Raw genomic sequence first — 18,073 nt, 5'->3', positions numbered from 1 at the left:
GACCGACTCGTCGGGCTGCTGTCTACTGGCACTACATCGTAATTGGTAGCGGGGGCTGGATTTGAACCAACGACCTTCGGGTTATGAGCCCGACGAGCTACCAGGCTGCTCCACCCCGCACTCACGACTTGGGAGTTACCTCAACCAAGGCGGTGCATTATAGGGATGTCCCAGTAGCGGGTCAAGACGATATGTGAAACGCGCCCACATAGAGACTGCGGAAGGGTCGTCTTGATTCCCGGCCCCGCGCCCCCATCCCCCGACCTGGAATGATGCTGGTAAACTGGCTCGTTGCAATCAACTTTCCCAATGGCGAGCTGCCCAACGGTCAGCTCTCCGAAACCTCCAGTACTGCGTTCAGGTGGCATGGTGAAACCAACCAAATCGAAGGCCCAGGAACGGCGGGAAATCGAACAGCAAATTCAGGACTTTTTGCAGGGGGGCGGGGAAGTGCAGCCCGTGGCCCCCGGTGTGAGCGGTCGCGAACCGGGCAGCTACCGAATGCCGTCGGTCAGCTTCGACGGACCGAAGTTCGACCGCACCCCGCTGCTGGAGGAAATAAAGGCCATTGAAGCCCGCCGCGGCGGAGTGAACCGGAAATCGATGGCCCGCAAAGGACCCCGGCGCATTCTGATCACCGATGATTTTGGCGAGCCGCTGCGCTGGAGCTGGAAGGACAACTAGGAACTCCGCCCGGCCAAAGACTCAGGATCGGGCGGCCTTCAACAGGGCAACCGCTTCCTGAAAAACGGGCGCCAGCTCCGGCTCTTTCCAGCCGCTCGGATAAGAGCTGTTCATGACTTCAAGAAACAGCTGCTTTTCCTCCTCCGACTCTTTCAGCAGATAACTCAAAAAAGTGTAGAGCTTGTCTGTCGCCTCCTCCATGAAGCGCTGAAGTTCAGCTTCGCTCAGCTTGCCCTGTGCCTGAAAATCGTCGAGTACGGTTTTTCGCACACAGTTTACGGACATGAGCAGGGCCATGTGCTGGATGACTCGCGTATCCATGTAATTCCTCCGGTGTGGAACGATCGTCCCGGGACCGATTGACGATCAGATGACGCCTTCGATTTTTCCGATCAGGTAGCTCAGGCCGCCAAGGGCGCTGACGATGAGATAGAGAATCAGGAGCAGGTACAGAGGACGGAACGGCTTGCGCTCCACGTCGTTGTAGCCGGTTTTCACAACCTCATCAACGCGCGCCTGGTCTTCGGGGGAAAGCTTGGAATTGGCCATGATGTACTTCTGACAAGTGGTGGTGACGGGAGGGAGTATAGTGGATGGAGCCACACCCCGGCCATAGGGTGTGGCTCCGACTTTCTCACCCGCTACTAACGGGCAAATTGCGACTCATCAAGGGCCATCAGGGAATCGACGCCGTCCTTGATGGTCTCAGCCAGCGTCAGAGTCCTGGGCAGGATACGGCGGAAATAAAATTGCGCCGTTTGCAGTTTCGCTCGATAGAAGTCCTCGTCGGAGGTACCTTCCTCCAACTTGCGAGTGGCCACTTCCGCGGCTCGCGCCCAGAACCATGCCAGAGTGACATAGCCGGAATACATGAGATAGTCGAAAGACGCCCCACCCAACTCGTCCATGTTCTTCATGGCGCGGGTGCCTACATGCATGGTGAGGTCGCCCCACTCCTTATTCAGGCGATTGAGCGGCTCCACAAACTCGCTCATGGCCGAATTGCCGGCCTGGGCTTCGCAGTACTTGTGGATCTTCTTGGTGAAGATACGCAGTGTCTGTCCCTGGTCTTTCAGAACCTTTCGGCCCAGCAGATCCAGAGCCTGGATGCCGTTGGTTCCCTCATAGATCATGGCGATGCGGGCATCGCGGACATTCTGCTCCACGCCCCACTCACGGATGTACCCGTGCCCACCAAACACCTGCATTGCCAGGTTTGCGCCTTCAAAACCCACTTCGGTCATGAAACCCTTCGCAATGGGCGTCATGAGAGCCAGAAGCTTGTCGGCCTCTTCCCGGTCGGCCTGGTCCGGGGCGTGAGCCTCGATATCCAGCAACTGGGCGCAGTAATGCCCCAGCATGCGGCTGCCTTCGGCCAGCGCCTTGGTGGTCAGCAGCATGCGGCGCACGTCCGGATGGACGATAATCGGGTCGGCGTTGCCGTTCGGGTTCTTGACGCCCGAAAGGGAACGGGACTGGAGACGATCCCGTGCGTAAGCGGTGGCGTTCTGAAGCCCCAGCTCCAGGTGCGCAAGGCCCTGCAGGGCAACACCGAGGCGGGCCGAGTTCATCATGGTGAACATGTGGTTGAGGCCCTTGTTGAGCTCACCCACCAGGAAGCCTTTGGCCCCGTCGAAATTCAGAACGCAGGTGGCGTTCCCATGGATGCCCATCTTTTCCTCAAGAGAGCCGCAGGTGACCTTGTTGCGTTCACCCAGGCTGCCATCATCATTGGGCAGGAATTTGGGAACCAGAAACAGGGAGATGCCTTTCGTTCCTTCAGGGGCGTCCGGCGTGCGGGCGATTACCAGATGGACGATGTTTTCGGCCATGTCGTGCTCACCGGAGGAGATGAAAATCTTGGTGCCCGTCAGGTGGTAGCTGCCGTCCGCCTGAGGCTCGGCCTTGGTGCGCAACAAGCCCAGGTCCGTACCGCAATGGGGTTCCGTCAGGCACATGGTGCCGGTCCACTGGCCTTCGGAAAGCTTGGTGAGGTAGGTCGCTTTCAGTGCGTCGTCACCATGGGCCTCAAGGCTGACTTTCGCCCCGTGGCTCAACAGTGGATACATGGACCAGGACCAGTTCGCAGTGCCCAGCAGCTCGTTCATGACCATGCCCAGCGAGTGGGGCAGACCCTGGCCGCCGTATTCGGGCGAGGTCGCCAGCGCCGGCCAGCCGCTCTCCACGAACAACTGGTAGGCCTCCTTGAAGCCGTCCGGCGTCTTTACTTCGGTGCCTTCAAGCCGGCAGCCCTGCTCGTCACCGCGCTGGTTCAGAGGTGCCAGCTCGTTTTCGCAGAACTTGCCCAGCTCTTCGAGGATGGCCTCGGTCATGTCAGGCGTGATCTCCTCGCACCCGGGCAGCTTCGCCCAAAGGCCTGGAAAATCCAGCAATTCGTCCCGGACAAAGCGAATGTCCCTTAATGGTGCTTTGAATTCAGTCATAGCGGACCTCTTGGTTAGTCGTACCGCGGCGCTTGGGCTATAGCCGACGCTCTTAAGCGGCTCGGTTTTTAGAATTGGATGCAACTATAAAACGGAAACGAATTTGAACAAAGAGTCACACTGGAACTGACTTAATTTTTTTGGTCTCGCCTCCAGAACCGCCTGATGGAACCCCTCACGCGAGAATGTTGGACCGCTCCCCGTGCGCAAGTTCGCGCAGCCGGCCCATTAACGTGCGGGTGGCAGCGGGGCGGGTTATTGTTGGGTTACGCTGCGCTAACCCAACCTACGCACCGCTTCGTGCAGGTCGGATCAGCCCCCCGGCCCTAACCCAACCGGCCAGATGCGACCTCCCGTAGGTTGGGTTAGGCCGCCAGGCCGTAACCCAACAGTGGTGACTGACCGCCAGGGATGAGCAAAACGCCGGCGCCTGTGCATTCGGCGCCGACCGAAATACGCGAGCCATCGCGCAATTGCCCTGCTAATGGGAAATCAGCGGTTCCAGGTTGAGGTAGCGGGCCGCCTGATCCGCGCCTTTGCCCCGCAAAAATGGCACTGCGCCCAGACAAGGCGCTGGCAGCAGCCGGCGCAGGCTGTCCAGGTTTTCCTTCAGCCTTGGCATGGTCGAGCCCGGCGAATTAGCCACCCAACCGGCGAGGCGCAAGCCGTCCCGCTGGATCGCCTCGGCCGTGAGAAGTGCGTGATTCAGGCAGCCCAAGGTCATCCCCACCACCATGACCACCGGCAGCTGAAGGTCCAGCGCCAGGTCGGCAAGAGTCTCCCCTTCGTTAATGGGTACCCGCCAGCCGCCGGCCCCTTCCACCAGACCCAGATCATGGGGAACCTGCAGCACCTCCCTGCAATGGGCTCCCAGGGAATCCACCGAAAGGAGCACGCCCTCCCGGTTGGCGGCAATATGGGGAGCGATGGCCTCCTCCAGAGTGACCGGATTGACCCTGTCGTAGGAGAGCTCCTCACTCATTGCGGCCTGCAGAGCGAGGCCGTCTTCGTTGCGCAGGCCATCGGGGGTCGGGTCGCAACCGGCCGCTACCGGTTTGATCGCCAGGGTCCGCAAGCCCTTCCTGTTAGCCGCCAGCAGCAGCGCCTGGCTGATCCAGGTCTTGCCGACTTCCGTGTTGGTACCGGTGACGAAGAAATCCATCAGTTCCGTTCCAGACCTGCCTTTAATGCGTCCAGCAATGAGTCCACCTGGGCGAAGCCGTGATCAGCCCGGAGGGAGATTCGCAGGCGGCTGCCGCCTTCAGGCACGGTCGGGGGGCGAATGGCGCCCACCCAGAAGCCTCGTTCCAGCAAATCACCCGCAAGCGCCAGGGTTCGGGCTTCGTCGCCAGTCACCACAGGCTGGATGGGTGTTTCGGAATCCGTCAAAGGAATGCTCCGCTCCTGCGCTGCCGCGCGAAAACGGCGGACCAGCGCGCGCAAGCGGTCGCGGCGCTCAGGCTCATCGCGAATCACGGCCAGCGCTTCGCGCGTGGCCGCCGCCACGGCGGGCGGCAAGGCGGTGCTGTAAACGTAGGGACGACAGAGTTGGATCAAGGCTTCGATCAAGGCCTCGCTGCCGGCCAGAAAGGCCCCGAAACAGCCCAACGACTTTCCCAGAGTACCCATGAGAACCGGAACCTCAGCCTGCCCCAGACCATAATGTTCGCAGACACCAGCTCCTGAATCCCCGAGCCAGCCGAAGCCATGGGCGTCGTCCACCATCAGGGCGGCGTCATGCGTCCGGGCCAGCCCGGCCAGCTGCGGCAGGGGTGCCATGTCGCCGTCCATGCTGTACACGCCGTCAACAGCGATCAGCTTGTTCCTGCTTTGACAGGCGGCTAGCTGTGCCTCCAAAGCCAATAGATTATTGTGGGGAAATTTGTGGACCTGTGCGCGGCTCACGAACGCGCCGTCCCACAGCGAAGCGTGATTGAGCCTGTCCATGAATACGGCAGAATCCGCATCCGTCAGGGCATTGATGGCTCCGAGGTTGGCCATGTAACCGGTCGAAACCAGCAGGGCACGCTCGCGCCCGGTAAAGTCCGCCAGCTCTTCCTCGAGTTGATGGTGCTCCGCGCTGTGTCCGCAAATCAGGTGGGAAGCGCCGCTTCCCACTCCGTAGCGCGCGGCCGCGGTCCGGAACGCCGCCACAATCCGTGGATGATCGGCCAGCGCCAGGTAGTCGTTGCTGCAGAAGGCCAGCACCGAGCGACCGTCCACCTGCAGCGCGGCGCTCTGGGGCGATTGCAAAGTCCGGCGCCGACGGTAACGGTTCAGGCCCTGCCGCTCGGCCAGCGCGGCTTCCAACCGACGCTCAAACGCGGATTTCGCAGGGGGCTGACGGCTAGGGGCGGCTGACACAATTACAGAGCCGCGTCGTAGTAGGGCAAGTCATCTTCTTCCCGCTGAGCGAGGGCCTTCAACAACGCACTGTCCTCGGCGCGATCGTCATGCTCCTGTTCCACCACCTCCGGACGCATACCCAGGCGCTTGAGGAGTTGTACGTCCCGGTTGGCGCTGGGGTTGCGGGTGGTCAGGAGCTTCTCGCCATAGAAGATCGAATTGGCGCCGGCAAAATAGGCCAGGGCCTGAGCCTCTTCGTGCATGTTCTCGCGCCCCGCGGCGAGCCTCACCCGGGACTTCGGCATCAGAATCCGCGCAACGGCGATGGTGCGAATGAACTGGAAGGGATCTACCGGCTGGGCATTCTCCAGTGGTGACCCCTGGATGCGCATCAGCATGTTGATCGGCACCGACTCGGGATGGGGCTGCAGGGTGGCAAGCTGGTGCAGCAGACCCACGTGGTCGTCCGGGGTCTCACCCATTCCCAGGATGCCGCCACAGCAAACCTTCACCCCCACATCGCGCACGTTCTGCAAGGTTTCCAGCCGGTCCTGGTAGGTGCGGGTGGTAATGATCTCGCCGTAGTACTCGGGCGAGGTATCCAAATTGTGGTTGTAATAGTCCAGCCCGGCGTCGGCCAGTTGCTGTGCCTGGCGGGCGTTCAGCATGCCCAGAGTGATGCATGACTCCATGCCCAGGGCTTTTACGCCTTGGACCATGGCCATCAGCTTGGGCATCTCCTTGTCGGGAGGCGAGCGCCAGGCCGCCCCCATGCAGAAACGGGTGGCCCCGCTGGCCTTCGCCTGGCGAGCCTGCTCCAGTACTTTATCCACCTCAATAAGCTTTTCCTTTTCCAGGCCAGTGTTGTAGTGGCCGCTCTGGGCGCAGTACTTACAGTTCTCCGGACAGGCGCCGGTCTTGATGGAACACAGAGTGCTGATCTGCAACTGGTTGGGATCGAAATTCTGGCGGTGCACGCTGTGGGCCCTGAACAACAGGTCGTTGAAGGGCAAGGCGAACAGTTCCCGGATCTCGGCGCGAGTCCAGTCGTGGCGGGGATTGGAATGCATCGGATGCTCCGACTGATTGTTGGACGGGGGTGTCTGGCGCACAATGGTAGCGCTCACCTTTGAGTTGTCAACCAAGAATCGTGGACATGGTTAACAGCATGGATCTGCTTGAAGCCGCAACCCGGGTGCTCCTCCCCTCGCGCTGCCTGCTCTGCGGCGGTTCGGCGGCCCGGCTGAGCCTGTGTGACGCCTGCCGCGAGGAGCTCCCGTGGCTGGAGCACAGCTGTGGCCGTTGCGCCATCCCCCTGCCCGGTCCATCCAGAATCTGTGGCTCCTGTCTGCGCAGTCCACCGGCATTTGACCGCTGCCGGGCTGCCTTCCGCTACGGGCCGCCCATCGATCGGCTCGTGGGTCAACTCAAGAACCAGCGCCGTCTGGGCAGCGGTGCGCTCCTGACTCGCCTGCTCCTGGAGCGCCTCTCTGATCCCGGGGACTTCGATCTGGTGGCGCCCGTTCCTCTGCATTGGCGGCGTCAGCTCCTGCGTGGCTTTAATCAGGCCGCGTTCATTGCCGAGTATTTGTCCCGTTCAATGCAGCTCCCGCTCGTGTCCGTTGCTGTACGGGAACGCGCCACCCCCAAACAGCAACAGCTCAATCGCCGCAAGCGCCTTCGCAACCTGGACGGGGTTTTCCGGATTGATCCGGAACGGGTGGAGGGCAGGAGGCTGTTGCTGGTGGACGATGTGGTTACCACCGGCGCCACCGCCGAGGCACTCAGTCGGCAGCTCAGAGAGGCAGGCGCAAAATGGGTGGAGATCTGGGCCCTGGCGCGCACTCCAGCGCCGGATTCTGGTCTCGATTAAGGGCAGACTCTTGCTGTGATGGGCGCAAAGGCTTGAAGTATTTGCGGCAGCGGAAGACAGAAGAGCGGGCAAGGAGGATAATGCGGGTCCTCGATTCAGTTGGCGCGGCAATTCCATTGTTATGAATGACAGTTACGACAGTCAGGCTCACCAAAACCACCCCTATGAGGCCCTGACCCCGGATCGCGTCATCGACGCGGTGGAAGCCCAGGGCTACCTCAGTGACGCGCGCATTCTGGCGCTGAACAGCTATGAGAATCGGGTCTACCAGGTGGGAATGGAAGAGGGGCCGCCCTTGATCGCCAAGTTCTATCGCCCGAACCGCTGGACCGACGAGCAGATTATCGAGGAGCATCAGTTCACCCTCGAACTGGCGGACCTGGACATTCCGGTAGTGCCGCCCCTGGTAAACGCAGAGGGCCAGAGCCTGCACCACCACGGGGGTTTTCGCCTGGCGCTGTACCCACGGGAGGGCGGTCATGCACCGGAGCTGGACCAACTGGACAACCTGATGGTGATGGGGCGCTTCCTGGGCCGCATCCACGCCGCCGGCCAACAGCGGGCTTTCAAGACCCGGCCCGAGGTGAACATTCAGAGCTACGCCATCGACAGTTATGAGTTCCTGCGCGGCGGGGATTTCATTCCACTGGAACTGGAGGCGGCCTATTGCACGCTGTGCGAGGACCTGATTGCCCGGGTCGAGCAAATCTTCTCGGAAGTTCAATACCGCTCCATCCGTCTGCACGGCGACTGCCACCCCGGCAACATTCTCTGGCGCGAAGATCGCCCGCACTTTGTGGACTTTGATGATGCGCGCAGCGGACCGGCAATCCAGGACCTCTGGATGCTGCTGTCGGGCGAACGGGATCAGCAAAGCCTGCAGATGCAGAAGCTGCTGGAGGGTTATCAGCAGTTCTGCGATCTGGACCTGGCTGAACTGCAGCTGGTGGAGAGTCTGCGGAGCCTGCGCATCATGCACTATGCCGCCTGGCTCGCGCGACGCTGGGACGACCCGGCCTTTCCGATGAACTTCCCCTGGTTCAACACACAGCGATACTGGTCCCAGCACATACTGGAACTGCGCGAACAATTGGCCGCGCTGAATGAGCCGCCGCTGCAAGTTCTTATTTAAGACTTTGCAGCAGCACTCGCACTTTTTGCCCCCGCGCCTTGCTGCTAAGATCGCGGGTCTCACAAACCAGCCGGACGAGGCCATGGACATCGCCACCGATTCAACCTGGCGGAACATCCGCAGCGAAACCCGCGCTCATGCGGACCGCGAGCCGATTCTCGCCAGCTTTCTCCACGCCACCATTCTCAACCACGAGAGTTTTGAAACGGCACTCAGCTTTCACCTTGCCAACAAGCTGGACAGCCCCGCCGTTTCCGCCATGCTGGTGCGGGAAGTGATTCAGGAGGCGCTGGACAGTGATCCGGCCATCGGCCGCGCTGCCCGCGCCGATCTCACCGCCATGAAGACGCGGGACCCCACCGTTATTTCCCTCAGTGTTCCCTTTCTGTTCTATAAGGGGTACCACGCCCTGCAGGCCTACCGGGTCGCTCACTGGTTGTGGAAGGAGGAGCGACAGAGTCTCGCCCTGTTCATGCAGAACCTCATTTCGGTCGTGTTCGGAGTCGACATCCATCCCGCCGCGCGCATCGGCCAGGGCATCATGCTGGACCACGCCACCGGCATCGTAATCGGGGAAACCGCCGTGGTGGAAGATAACGTCTCCATGATGCAGTCCGTCACCCTCGGGGGCACGGGTAAGGAAAGCGGTGATCGGCATCCGAAGGTCCGCGAGGGGGTACTGATCAGTGCCGGGGCCAAGGTGCTGGGCAACATCGAGATCGGCGTGGGCGCCAAGATTGCGGCGGGCAGCGTCGTATTGAAAGACGTGGAGCCTCACACCACGGTGGCCGGAGTGCCGGCGGTGGTGGTGGGCAAACCGCGCAGCGCCAGCCCCGCGCTGGATATGAATCATCAACTGAACTGCGACATGGATTGCGACGAGCAGTCCCCCTGATGGCCCGCAGTCCTTTTCACAAATTCAAACCGCCCGTCCGGGCGGCCCGCCCTGCGCCCCCCGAGCCGAGAACCGGCGAGGTGTTTTCCGCCACAGTGCGCGACCAGGCCAGTGACGGGCGTGGAATCGTGTCGCACCCGAGCGGACTTGTGGTGTTCGTGCCCGGCGTCTGGACCGGAGAGCGAGGTACATTTCGTTTTGTGGGAATGCAAAACCGGGTTGGACTGGCGCAGTTGCTGGAACTGGAAGCGCCGTCACCTTCCCGCAACCAGCCGCTATGCCCTCACCACGGCTTTGCTCCCGGCGACTGCGGCGGCTGCCCCTGGCAATTTGTCGACTACCCGACACAACTGGCGGCCAAGCAGCGGCGGGTGGAGGCAACAGCCACACAACTGGGCGCGGTGGTGGAGCCCATCTGGTCATCGCCCTCCGCGCACGGCTACCGCAATCGCGCCCAGTTGAAAACCGATGGCGAACAGCTCGGGTACGTAAGCGCCGGCAGCCATACCCTGGCGCCAATTTCCGATTGCCCGGTACTCACCGAGCCGAACCGCAAAACCCTGCGCGCACTGGCAGCGCGCCTGCCGGAGCCCGCTTGGCGGCCCGCCCGAAAAGGCCAATGGACCACGCTGAACATCGACGAGAGCATTGAATCGGCGGACCAGGTTGTAGTGAATTCGCGCCTGCCCTTTCGGCAAAGCAATGACGCGCAAAACGAGAGAATGCGCCACTGGCTCGCAGAGCGTTGCGCCGAACTGGACCGGGATACGGCGATTCTGGAGTTATTCTGCGGCGCCGGCAATTTCACGGAAGTCCTCGCCGCTGCCGGCTTCCGCCGGATCGTCGCGGTGGACGGCTCTGGACCGGCCACCGAAAGTCTGAGCGCGGAGAACCTGCCCGGAGTAACCGTGATGACCCGGGACCTGTTCAAAGCCGACAGTTTTCCCAGCCTTTTCCGGGTGGAGAAACACTACGAAGCCCTGGTGCTGGACCCGCCCCGGGACGGTTTCAAGCTGATGGGTGATCTGCTGCGCGGACGCCCGAACCCGGAGCACATCTTTTACATTTCCTGCAACCCGGCCACCCTGTTCCGGGACCTGGAAACCCTTCAGGCATTTTCGTACCGCGTGACAGAAATCCAGCCAGTGGACCAGGCCCCTCATACCCCGCACGTGGAAGTGCTGGTGCAGTTGGCCCTGACCTGATTCCCCTGCAGCACGAACCTTCAGGCACCCACCGTCAGAGCCGCGGTTCGCCGCAACTGGCACAAGCGCTGCTTGCCCGAAAGTGTATATAGAGATGAGGATGGGAGAATGCTTCCACTGCGTGCTGCCACGACGCTGATTGTTGCGACCCTGCTGATGAGTGCATGCGCCACGTCCCCCACCGGCCGCACTCAACTCCAACTGGTCTCGGACGAGCAAATGACCGCCATGGGCGTACAAGCCTTCGAAGAGATCAAGGCGGAAACGCCGGTCAGCGACGATCCGCGTATCCGCGAATACGTGCAGTGTGTCTCTTCGGCGCTTACCCGAACCCTGGATGACGGTGGCGATTGGGAGGTACAGGTTTTCGCCGACGAGTCGGTCAATGCCTTCGCCCTGCCCGGCCGCAAGATCGGCATCTTTACCGGATTGCTTGAGGTGGCGGAAAATCAGGATCAACTGGCGGCAGTCATCGGCCACGAGATCGCGCACGTGCTGGCGGAGCATTCCAACGCCCGGGTGTCGGCCACCTACGCCACGTCTGCGGGCCTGCAAGTGCTGGAGGCCCTCATTGCCGGCCGTGCCAGTGCCGCCACGCGCGAACAGGCCATGGGCCTGCTCGGCGTTGGCGCCCAGTACGGCGTTCTCATGCCATACGGGCGCGGCCAGGAGAGCGAGGCGGACATTCTTGGGCTCGATATCATGGCCAAAGCAGGGTTCAGGCCCGAAGCCAGCATCGAGCTGTGGCGCAACATGGATGAGGCGGGCGGACCCAATCCTCCCGAACTCCTGTCCACTCACCCCTCTTCCTCCACGCGGATGGAAGCACTCAGCGAAAAAATGCCCCAGGCACAGCAGCTCTATGAACAGGCGCGGGCAAGCGGCAGGACACCCGACTGCACCCTCTGAAGCGGTTTACATCCCTCAGACCCGGGACCATGGAAAGGCGATAACGTCCTGGATCCGTCGCGCGCCGATCATCAACATCAGCAATCGATCCAGACCCAGTGCCACACCCGCACAGTTCGGCAGACCGCTGGCGAGGGCTTCGATCAGGCGATCGTCGGAGCGGACCAACGGCAGGCCCTCGGAGCCGCGCACTTCATTGTCGGCCACGAAACGGCCCAACTGCTCTGTCGCATCGGTCAGCTCCCAGTAGCCGTTGGCCAGTTCGCTTCCGGCGTGGAAGACCTCGAATCGGCGCGCCACGGGCTGCCCGGTAAGGTCCGGCTGCACCCGCGCCAGGGCCGCCTGTGTGGCCGGATAGTCGTAGACGAAGGTAATGTTCCGGTCCAGGGTGGGCTGAATGAAGTGGCTGAACAGGAGGTCGAGCCAAACATCCCGGCGCTGGTCTTCCCAGCCTACCTCAAGCTTGCCGCGCGTGCAGTCCCGCAATTCAGCGACGCTGGCCGTGTGCGGGTCCAGGCCCAGATGTTCGACAAAGATCTGGCGATAGCTCTTCTTCTCCACAGGCACCGGGAAAATTCCGCTCAGCAGCTCACCCACCTCCTGCATGAGCTGATGGTCATCAAACCCGGGCCGGTACCACTCCAGCATGCTGAATTCGGGATTGTGAAAGCGCCCCTCCTCGCCCTGGCGGAAGACCTTGCAGATCGCGTAGATGGGGCCGCTGCCCGCCGCCAGCATCCGCTTCATGGCGAATTCCGGAGAGGTTTGCAGGTAGAAGTCATCGCCGCCGAAACGGCTGCGGAAGGATTCGATGGAAGGGTCGGTGGTGCCGCCACGTGCAAGCAGCGGCGGCTCCACCTCAAGGTAATCGCGCTCCTCGAAGAAGCGGCGGATCTGGCGATAAAGCTCGGCCCGGGCCTTCAGCGCCATCGATGTGGCGCTCGGCCGCCAATCACCCACGGGCCGATCAGTCCTTGGCGCGGCCCAGATACTCGCCCGTGCGCGTATCCACGCGGATTACTTCACCCTGGGACAGGAACAGGGGCACTTTAACTACTGCGCCGGTGGACAGGGTAGCCGGCTTGGTGCCACCCTGGGCGGTATCGCCCTTGAGCCCCGGATCGGTTTCAACGATCTCAAGCTCCACATGGTTCGGCGGAGTCACCGCCAGAGGCGCACCGTTGTACAGGGTCACGATGCACACGTCCTGCTCCTTGAGCCATTGGGCGGCATCACCCACGGCGCTGCTGTCGGCGGCGTACTGCTCGAAGCTCTCCGGCTCCATGAAGTGGTAGAACTCACCGTCGCTGTACAGGTATTCCATGTTGCGATCGGTCACGTCGGCCGCTTCGAGGGATTCCCCGGACTTGAAGGTGCGCTCCCAGACCCGTCCGCTTTTCAGGTTGCGCAGCTTCACCCGGTTGAAGGCCTGTCCCTTGCCCGGCTTTACGAACTCATTCTCCATGATGTTACAGGGATCCCCGTCCAGCATGACTTTCATACCGCTGCGGAATTCGTTGGTAGAATATGTAGCCATTGTTTCCTCAATCTAAGGTTGCCGGTGCGCTGATGCCAGTGCAGGGCAGTTGGAAAAGGCGCACATGATACCGCGAACCGTACTTACATGGCAGGGCCAAACCTGGCAGGAGCAGATGACGGATCTGATCCGCGACCCTCAGGAGCTCTGCCATATCCTGGAGCTGGATTTCGACCGTTTCCGCGACCGGCACCTGCAAGCTGCAGCTCAGAAGAGTTTCCCGCTGCGGGTTCCGCGCGCCTTCGCGGCTCGCATGCGCAAGGGCGACCCCCAGGATCCCCTGCTGTTGCAGGTACTGCCCCAGGGCCGCGAAGTGCTGGAGCAGGCCGGTTTCAGCGCCGACCCCGTGGCGGAAAAGGATGCCGGCCCCGCCCCCGGAATCATTCAAAAGTATCGCGGCCGGGTGCTGTTGCTCGTTTCCAGCGCCTGTGCCATTCACTGCCGCTACTGTTTTCGCCGCCACTTTCCCTATCAGGATCACCGCCAGAGCCGCGGAGAGTGGGACGCGGCCCTGGAGGCCATTGCCGCCGACAGCAGCATCCGGGAGGTGATCTTCAGCGGCGGCGATCCGCTGTCCGCACCGGACCGGCAACTGCAGTGGTTTGCCTCCCGGATTGCGGACATTCCGCATGTGGATACCCTGCGCATTCACACGCGCCTTCCCGTGGTCATTCCCGAGCGCGTCGATAAAGCCTGCCTGGAGTGGCTGGACCAGGACCGCCTGAATGTGGTGATGGTGCTGCACAGTAACCACGCGCGTGAAATCGACGGTACTGTGGCCGAGGCGATTGGGAAGATGCGCCACCTGGGCATTACACTGCTGAATCAGGCGGTGCTGCTGCGCGGCATCAACGACAGCGTGGAAGACCTGGCCGACCTGAGCGAGAAACTTTTCAGCCACGGCGTGCTGCCCTACTACCTGCACCTGCTCGACAAGGTGGAGGGCGCGGAGCACTTTGACATGCCCGAATCCCGGGCCATCGCCCTCCACCAGGCCCTGAGGGACCGACTCCCCGGCTACCTTGTGCCGCGGCTTGCCCGGGAGGTGCCTGGCGCTGGGGCTAAAGTCGTGGTCAGTTAGGGACTCAAGCGAGAGCCCTGCGCTCACGAACCCGACATCCCTGCTAGACTCATTGGATGGCGCGGTTCGGTCCTCCGATTCCGGTGCCGGACGCTTGTGCAACATTCTCCGGACGACCTGGAAAACGACACCTCGGAGGCGAATTCAGGATGAAAATTGTGCTATGGGCCGACCTTGACCGCCATTTTCTGTGTGATCTCCGGTACGGAGTCCACAAATTTTCAAGTACACTTAGATCACATCAGTTCACGCCGTATACTCCGGTCCAAATAATCGCATTTTTCTGTCTTCCGGCCGTATGAACCCCAACGAAACGATTCGCCTTCTCATCCTCAACGACTCACGCCAGGAAGCGGAGCGGCTTATCAGCATGCTCCGCAACGCCGGAAGGCCCTCCCGCGCCCAACACGTGGAGAGCGAGGAAGTACTGGTCAAACTCCTCCAGGAGCAAACCTGGGACCTGCTGATCGGGCATGACCAGACCCGAAACGTCGCCCCCAGGTCTGCCATCAAGCATATCAAGCGTCTCAGCAAGGACGTGCCCGTCATACTTCTTTCGGATCAGGACGGCTCCCAGCCGATTGTCGAGGGGCTGAAGATCGGGGCTGTGGACGTGGTGCGGCTGGACGAGGATCAGCACTTGCTGCTGGTCATCGAACGGGAACTGAACAATCACGTTCAGCGCCAGCAGCGCCGCCGCGCAGACCGCCGCTTCAAGGAAGCGGAGCAGCGCAGCCAGCAACTTCTGGACAGCTCCCGCGACGCCATCGCTTATGTGCAGGACGGTATGTACCTGTACGCCAATGAGTCCTTTGCCGAGTTGTTCGGCTATGAGGACCGGGATGATATCGAGTGCATGCCCATCATCGACATGATCGACGACGGAGATCAGGATGCGGTCAAGGAGTTCATGAAGGATTTCGCCTTGCGGGGCGATGACGGCGAGAGCCGGACACTCAAGTTCCGTGCAATCAGGGCGGACGGCAAAGCGCGACCGGTCGCCATGGAAGTGGCCAATGCCACCTTCGACGAGGAACCCTGTATCCAGTTTCTGGCCCGCGCAAAACAAAGTGCCGGCAGCGAGGAGCTGGCGGCCCAGATCAATCAGATCAAACATCAGGACGTTACCACGGGCTTTTATAACCGGCAGTATCTGGTGAGCCGGCTGCAGCAAGTGGTCAACGCGAGTGCGGAGAATCACACGACCGGGGCTCTGCTGACTGTGGAAGTGGATAATTTCATGGAGCAGATTCAGCCGGAAATGGGTGTTGCAGGGTCCGATCAGGTTCTGGCAAAAATTGCCGCGATGATTCGCGAATTCTGCGGCAAGGCGGACACGCTTGCGCGCTTTGGGGACAACTCGTTTTCAATCCTGCTGACCAACACCAATTTTGACGAATCCCTGAAGCTGGGCGAGCTTTTGTGCAGAAAGATCGAGGAGCACATTGTCGAGGTGGACGGCCGTACGGTGCAGTGCACTCTGTCCATCGGTGTATCGCTGATCAATGAAACGGTGAGCAGCGGCGACGCGGTGATCGAGCAAAGCATGAAGGCCCTCAGTGAAGTGCGTGCGGCAAATGCGACTCCGGGGGTCGGCAACGGGGCGAAGCTTTTCGAGCCGCAGGTTTCGGTGGAAGGCGAGGAGGACATGACCGCGGTGGTGCGCACCGCGCTGGAGCGGGAACAGTTCCGCCTGCTGTTCCAGCCGATCATCAGTCTGCGCGGCTCGGAGGAAGAGCATTACGAGGTGCTGTTGCGCATGGTTACTGATGACGGGGAGGAGATTTCACCGTTCAAGTTTCTGGATGCGGCGGCACGGATCGGTGTGCAGGGGAAGATTGATCGCTGGGTGGTGCTGGAGGCTTTGAAGCAGCTTTCGGAGCATCGCAAGGCCGGCAAAAAGACCCAGCTTTTGATCAATCTGGGTCCGGAGTCCATCCGGGATGAATCTCTGGTGCCGTGGCTTGGTGTGGCTCTGAAGGCGGCCAAGCTACCGACTACGGCTGTCACGTTTCAGGTGAGTGAATCGGATGTTAACAATCATCTCAATGCAGCCAAGGCCTTTATGGAGGGTCTGGCGAAGCTGGGGTGCGCCACGGCTGTTACGAATTTCGGTTGCGCGCTCAATCCTTTCAAGACTCTGCAGCATGTATCGCCGGATTATGTGAAGGTGGACGGCTCTTTCACGCTGGATATCCAGAACAACGACGAAGGCGCGGAGGTGCTGTCCGATCTGCTGAAACAGCTGCACGAACTGAAGAAGATCACCATTGTGCCGTTTGTGGAGAACGCCTCGGTGCTATCCACTCTGTGGCAGGCGGGGGTTCATTACATTCAGGGCCATTACCTTCAGACGCCGACGCCGGAGATGAATTACGATTTCAGCATGGATAGCTGAGGGCTGGGATGATCGTGCCGGTGCTGGGGATTGTGCCAGGACGCTGGGCCGCCGGGCCCTGCCGCGACACGCCGTGAACCCGTCCCTGGGGGCTCTTCACCAGCATCCCTGCTGGTGAAGGTCGCGACAGGGCCCGGCGGCCCAGCGTCTGAACGTTCCGTGCCAGCCTGTGCTTTAGAACCGAGCGCGGCGATCGAATTCGTCTTTGAATCGCGCCGTCCAGTCTTCCTTTCTCATTTCCGGTCTCGCCCGCTGCCCCCTTTCTCTCGTAGGCTCACACATTGTCCCGGTCGCGGAAGCCCAGCAGGTACAGAATGGCGTCGAGACCCAGGTTCGAGATGGAGTGCTCGGCGGAGGCTTTCACCAGGGGTTTGGCGCGGTAGGCGATGCCAAGGCCGGCTATGCTGAGCATGGGGAGGTCGTTGGCGCCATCGCCCACGGCAATCACCTGCTCGAGGGCGATGTTTTCCTGCGCCGCCAATTGGCGGAGCAACTCTGCCTTTTTCTGGCCGTTGACCACTTCGCCCACTGTACGGCCGGTTACCTTGCCGTCCACTACTTCAAGTTCGTTGGCGTAGACGTAGTCGATACCCAGCTTGTTCTGCAGGTGTTGGGCAAAGTAGGTGAAGCCGCCGGAGAGAATCGCCGTCTTGTAGCCCAGGGTGCGCAGGGTGGTGATCAGGCGCTCGGCGCCTTCCGTAACGGGGAGGCGTTCGGCGATCTCGGCCAGCACGCTGGCGTCGAGCCCCTTGAGCAGCGCCATGCGCTGGGTGAAGCTTTGATTGAAGTCCAGTTCGCCCGCCATGGCCCGCTCGGTAATGGCCGCGACCTGGTCGCCCACGCCCGCTGCTTTGGCCAGCTCGTCGATCACCTCTGCTTCCACCAGGGTGGAGTCCATGTCAAAGCACACGAGGCGGCGGTTACGGCGATAGAGATTGTCTTCCTGGATGGCGATATCGATGTCCAGACGCGTGGACAATTCCATGAAGTCCGCCCTCAGCCTGGCCAGGTCCGCGGACTGGCCGCGGGCGGAAAATTCCACACAGGCCTTGCTTTGCTCCTGGGCCTGCTGGAGGGGAATACGGCCGGAGAGTCGGCTGATGTTGTCGATGTTCAGTTTGTGGCGGGCGGCCACGGCGGTCACTTCGGCAATCTGCTTGGCGGTCAGTTTGCGGGCCAGCAGGGTCACGATGTGGCGGGCCTTGCCCTGGTGGCTCACCCACTCCTGGTAGCTATCGGCCGTTACGGGTTGAAAGCGCACCTGCATGTCCAGTTCGTGGGCACAGAAGAGCAGGTCTTTCAGCAGCGGTGAGGCTTCGTATTCGCTGGGTATCTCGACCAGGATGCCCAACGTGAGGGTGTCGTGAATCACGGCCTGACCAATGTCCAGCACGCTGGCTCCGTAAGTGGCCAGCACGGTGGTGATTCGCGAGGTTACGCCGGGACGGTCGTCGCCGGAAAGGGTGAGAAGCAGCAGTTCGTTTTCGGCTTTGGCCTGGGGGTCGGCTTGAGTCATGTGAGGCAAGTCAGTAAAGCTGAGGGGGAGAACGCAGAAGGGCGGGAGATTAG

General features: G+C 61.4%; 17 protein-coding genes and 1 tRNA gene. 8 read left to right on the top strand and 10 right to left on the bottom strand.

Translation table 11 applies throughout. The features are described from left to right. Positions 1–43 precede the first annotated feature (43 nt). Positions 44–120 (bottom strand) — tRNA-Met (locus ACURWW_RS08770). A gap of 249 nt (positions 121–369) precedes the next feature. On the opposite strand from ACURWW_RS08770, the gene ACURWW_RS08765 reads away from it, so the two are divergent. Further along, positions 370–684, top strand: coding sequence for a hypothetical protein (locus tag ACURWW_RS08765; RefSeq protein WP_445616434.1), 315 nt, complete (start codon positions 370–372; stop codon positions 682–684). Positions 685–705: 21 nt separating this feature from the next. On the opposite strand, the gene ACURWW_RS08760 is transcribed toward ACURWW_RS08765, so the two are convergent. From ACURWW_RS08760 to bioB, 6 genes are all read right to left on the bottom strand, one after another. Next, positions 706–1,005, bottom strand: a complete 300-nt coding sequence (locus ACURWW_RS08760) for a hypothetical protein (RefSeq protein ID WP_445616433.1) — start codon at positions 1,003–1,005, stop codon at positions 706–708. Positions 1,006–1,050: 45 nt separating this feature from the next. After that, complete coding sequence (locus ACURWW_RS08755) at positions 1,051–1,233, bottom strand: DUF3094 family protein (RefSeq protein WP_445616432.1); 183 nt, start codon at positions 1,231–1,233, stop codon at positions 1,051–1,053. A gap of 95 nt (positions 1,234–1,328) precedes the next feature. Further along, a complete protein-coding gene (locus ACURWW_RS08750; protein ID WP_445616431.1) occupies positions 1,329–3,128 on the bottom strand; it encodes an acyl-CoA dehydrogenase C-terminal domain-containing protein in 1,800 nt (599 codons plus the stop codon). 481 nt (positions 3,129–3,609) lie between these two features. After that, on the bottom strand, positions 3,610–4,290 hold the full coding sequence (gene bioD, locus ACURWW_RS08745; protein WP_445616430.1) for a dethiobiotin synthase: 681 nt from the start codon (positions 4,288–4,290) through the stop codon (positions 3,610–3,612). Beyond that, positions 4,290–5,438, bottom strand: coding sequence for an 8-amino-7-oxononanoate synthase (bioF, locus tag ACURWW_RS08740; protein WP_458618474.1), 1,149 nt, complete (start codon positions 5,436–5,438; stop codon positions 4,290–4,292). Before bioF ends, bioD begins: the two co-directional genes overlap by 1 nt. A 56-nt stretch (positions 5,439–5,494) precedes the next feature. After that, positions 5,495–6,544: a biotin synthase BioB gene (gene bioB / locus ACURWW_RS08735; RefSeq protein WP_445616428.1), complete on the bottom strand. Its 1,050-nt coding sequence runs from the start codon at positions 6,542–6,544 to the stop codon at positions 5,495–5,497. An 86-nt stretch (positions 6,545–6,630) separates the two neighbouring features. On the opposite strand from bioB, the gene ACURWW_RS08730 reads away from it, so the two are divergent. From ACURWW_RS08730 to ACURWW_RS08710, 5 genes are all read left to right on the top strand, one after another. Then, a complete protein-coding gene (locus ACURWW_RS08730; RefSeq protein WP_445616427.1) occupies positions 6,631–7,347 on the top strand; it encodes a ComF family protein in 717 nt (238 codons plus the stop codon). A gap of 121 nt (positions 7,348–7,468) precedes the next feature. Then, positions 7,469–8,479, top strand: coding sequence for a serine/threonine protein kinase (locus ACURWW_RS08725; protein WP_445616426.1), 1,011 nt, complete (start codon positions 7,469–7,471; stop codon positions 8,477–8,479). Positions 8,480–8,561: 82 nt separating this feature from the next. Further along, a complete protein-coding gene (cysE, locus tag ACURWW_RS08720; protein ID WP_445616425.1) occupies positions 8,562–9,374 on the top strand; it encodes a serine O-acetyltransferase in 813 nt (270 codons plus the stop codon). Then, positions 9,374–10,579 (top strand): class I SAM-dependent RNA methyltransferase, encoded by a 1,206-nt coding sequence (locus tag ACURWW_RS08715; RefSeq protein ID WP_445616424.1) that lies wholly within the window; start codon positions 9,374–9,376, stop codon positions 10,577–10,579. Before cysE ends, ACURWW_RS08715 begins: the two co-directional genes overlap by 1 nt. A gap of 108 nt (positions 10,580–10,687) precedes the next feature. Beyond that, positions 10,688–11,488 carry a M48 family metallopeptidase gene (locus ACURWW_RS08710; protein ID WP_445616423.1) on the top strand — a complete coding sequence of 267 codons (801 nt, stop codon included), beginning with the start codon at positions 10,688–10,690 and terminating at the stop codon, positions 11,486–11,488. Positions 11,489–11,503: 15 nt separating this feature from the next. Here ACURWW_RS08710 and epmA read toward each other — a convergent pair whose 3' ends face one another. Continuing rightward, positions 11,504–12,448, bottom strand: coding sequence for an EF-P lysine aminoacylase EpmA (gene epmA, locus ACURWW_RS08705; protein ID WP_445616422.1), 945 nt, complete (start codon positions 12,446–12,448; stop codon positions 11,504–11,506). A gap of 7 nt (positions 12,449–12,455) precedes the next feature. Further along, complete coding sequence (efp, locus tag ACURWW_RS08700) at positions 12,456–13,025, bottom strand: elongation factor P (protein ID WP_445616421.1); 570 nt, start codon at positions 13,023–13,025, stop codon at positions 12,456–12,458. A gap of 64 nt (positions 13,026–13,089) precedes the next feature. Between efp and epmB the strand changes: the two genes are divergently transcribed. Further along, on the top strand, positions 13,090–14,106 hold the full coding sequence (gene epmB, locus ACURWW_RS08695; RefSeq protein WP_445616420.1) for an EF-P beta-lysylation protein EpmB: 1,017 nt from the start codon (positions 13,090–13,092) through the stop codon (positions 14,104–14,106). A 298-nt stretch (positions 14,107–14,404) separates the two neighbouring features. After that, positions 14,405–16,504, top strand: coding sequence for an EAL domain-containing protein (locus ACURWW_RS08690; RefSeq protein ID WP_445616419.1), 2,100 nt, complete (start codon positions 14,405–14,407; stop codon positions 16,502–16,504). A 274-nt stretch (positions 16,505–16,778) separates the two neighbouring features. Here ACURWW_RS08690 and serB read toward each other — a convergent pair whose 3' ends face one another. Continuing rightward, positions 16,779–18,020, bottom strand: coding sequence for a phosphoserine phosphatase SerB (gene serB, locus ACURWW_RS08685; protein ID WP_445616418.1), 1,242 nt, complete (start codon positions 18,018–18,020; stop codon positions 16,779–16,781). Positions 18,021–18,073: the final 53 nt, after the last annotated feature.

It is taken from the genome of Gilvimarinus sp. F26214L, assembly GCF_054401055.1.
Note: the sequence above shows the minus strand (reverse complement) of the source record. Positions and strands in the feature narration are given on the sequence as shown.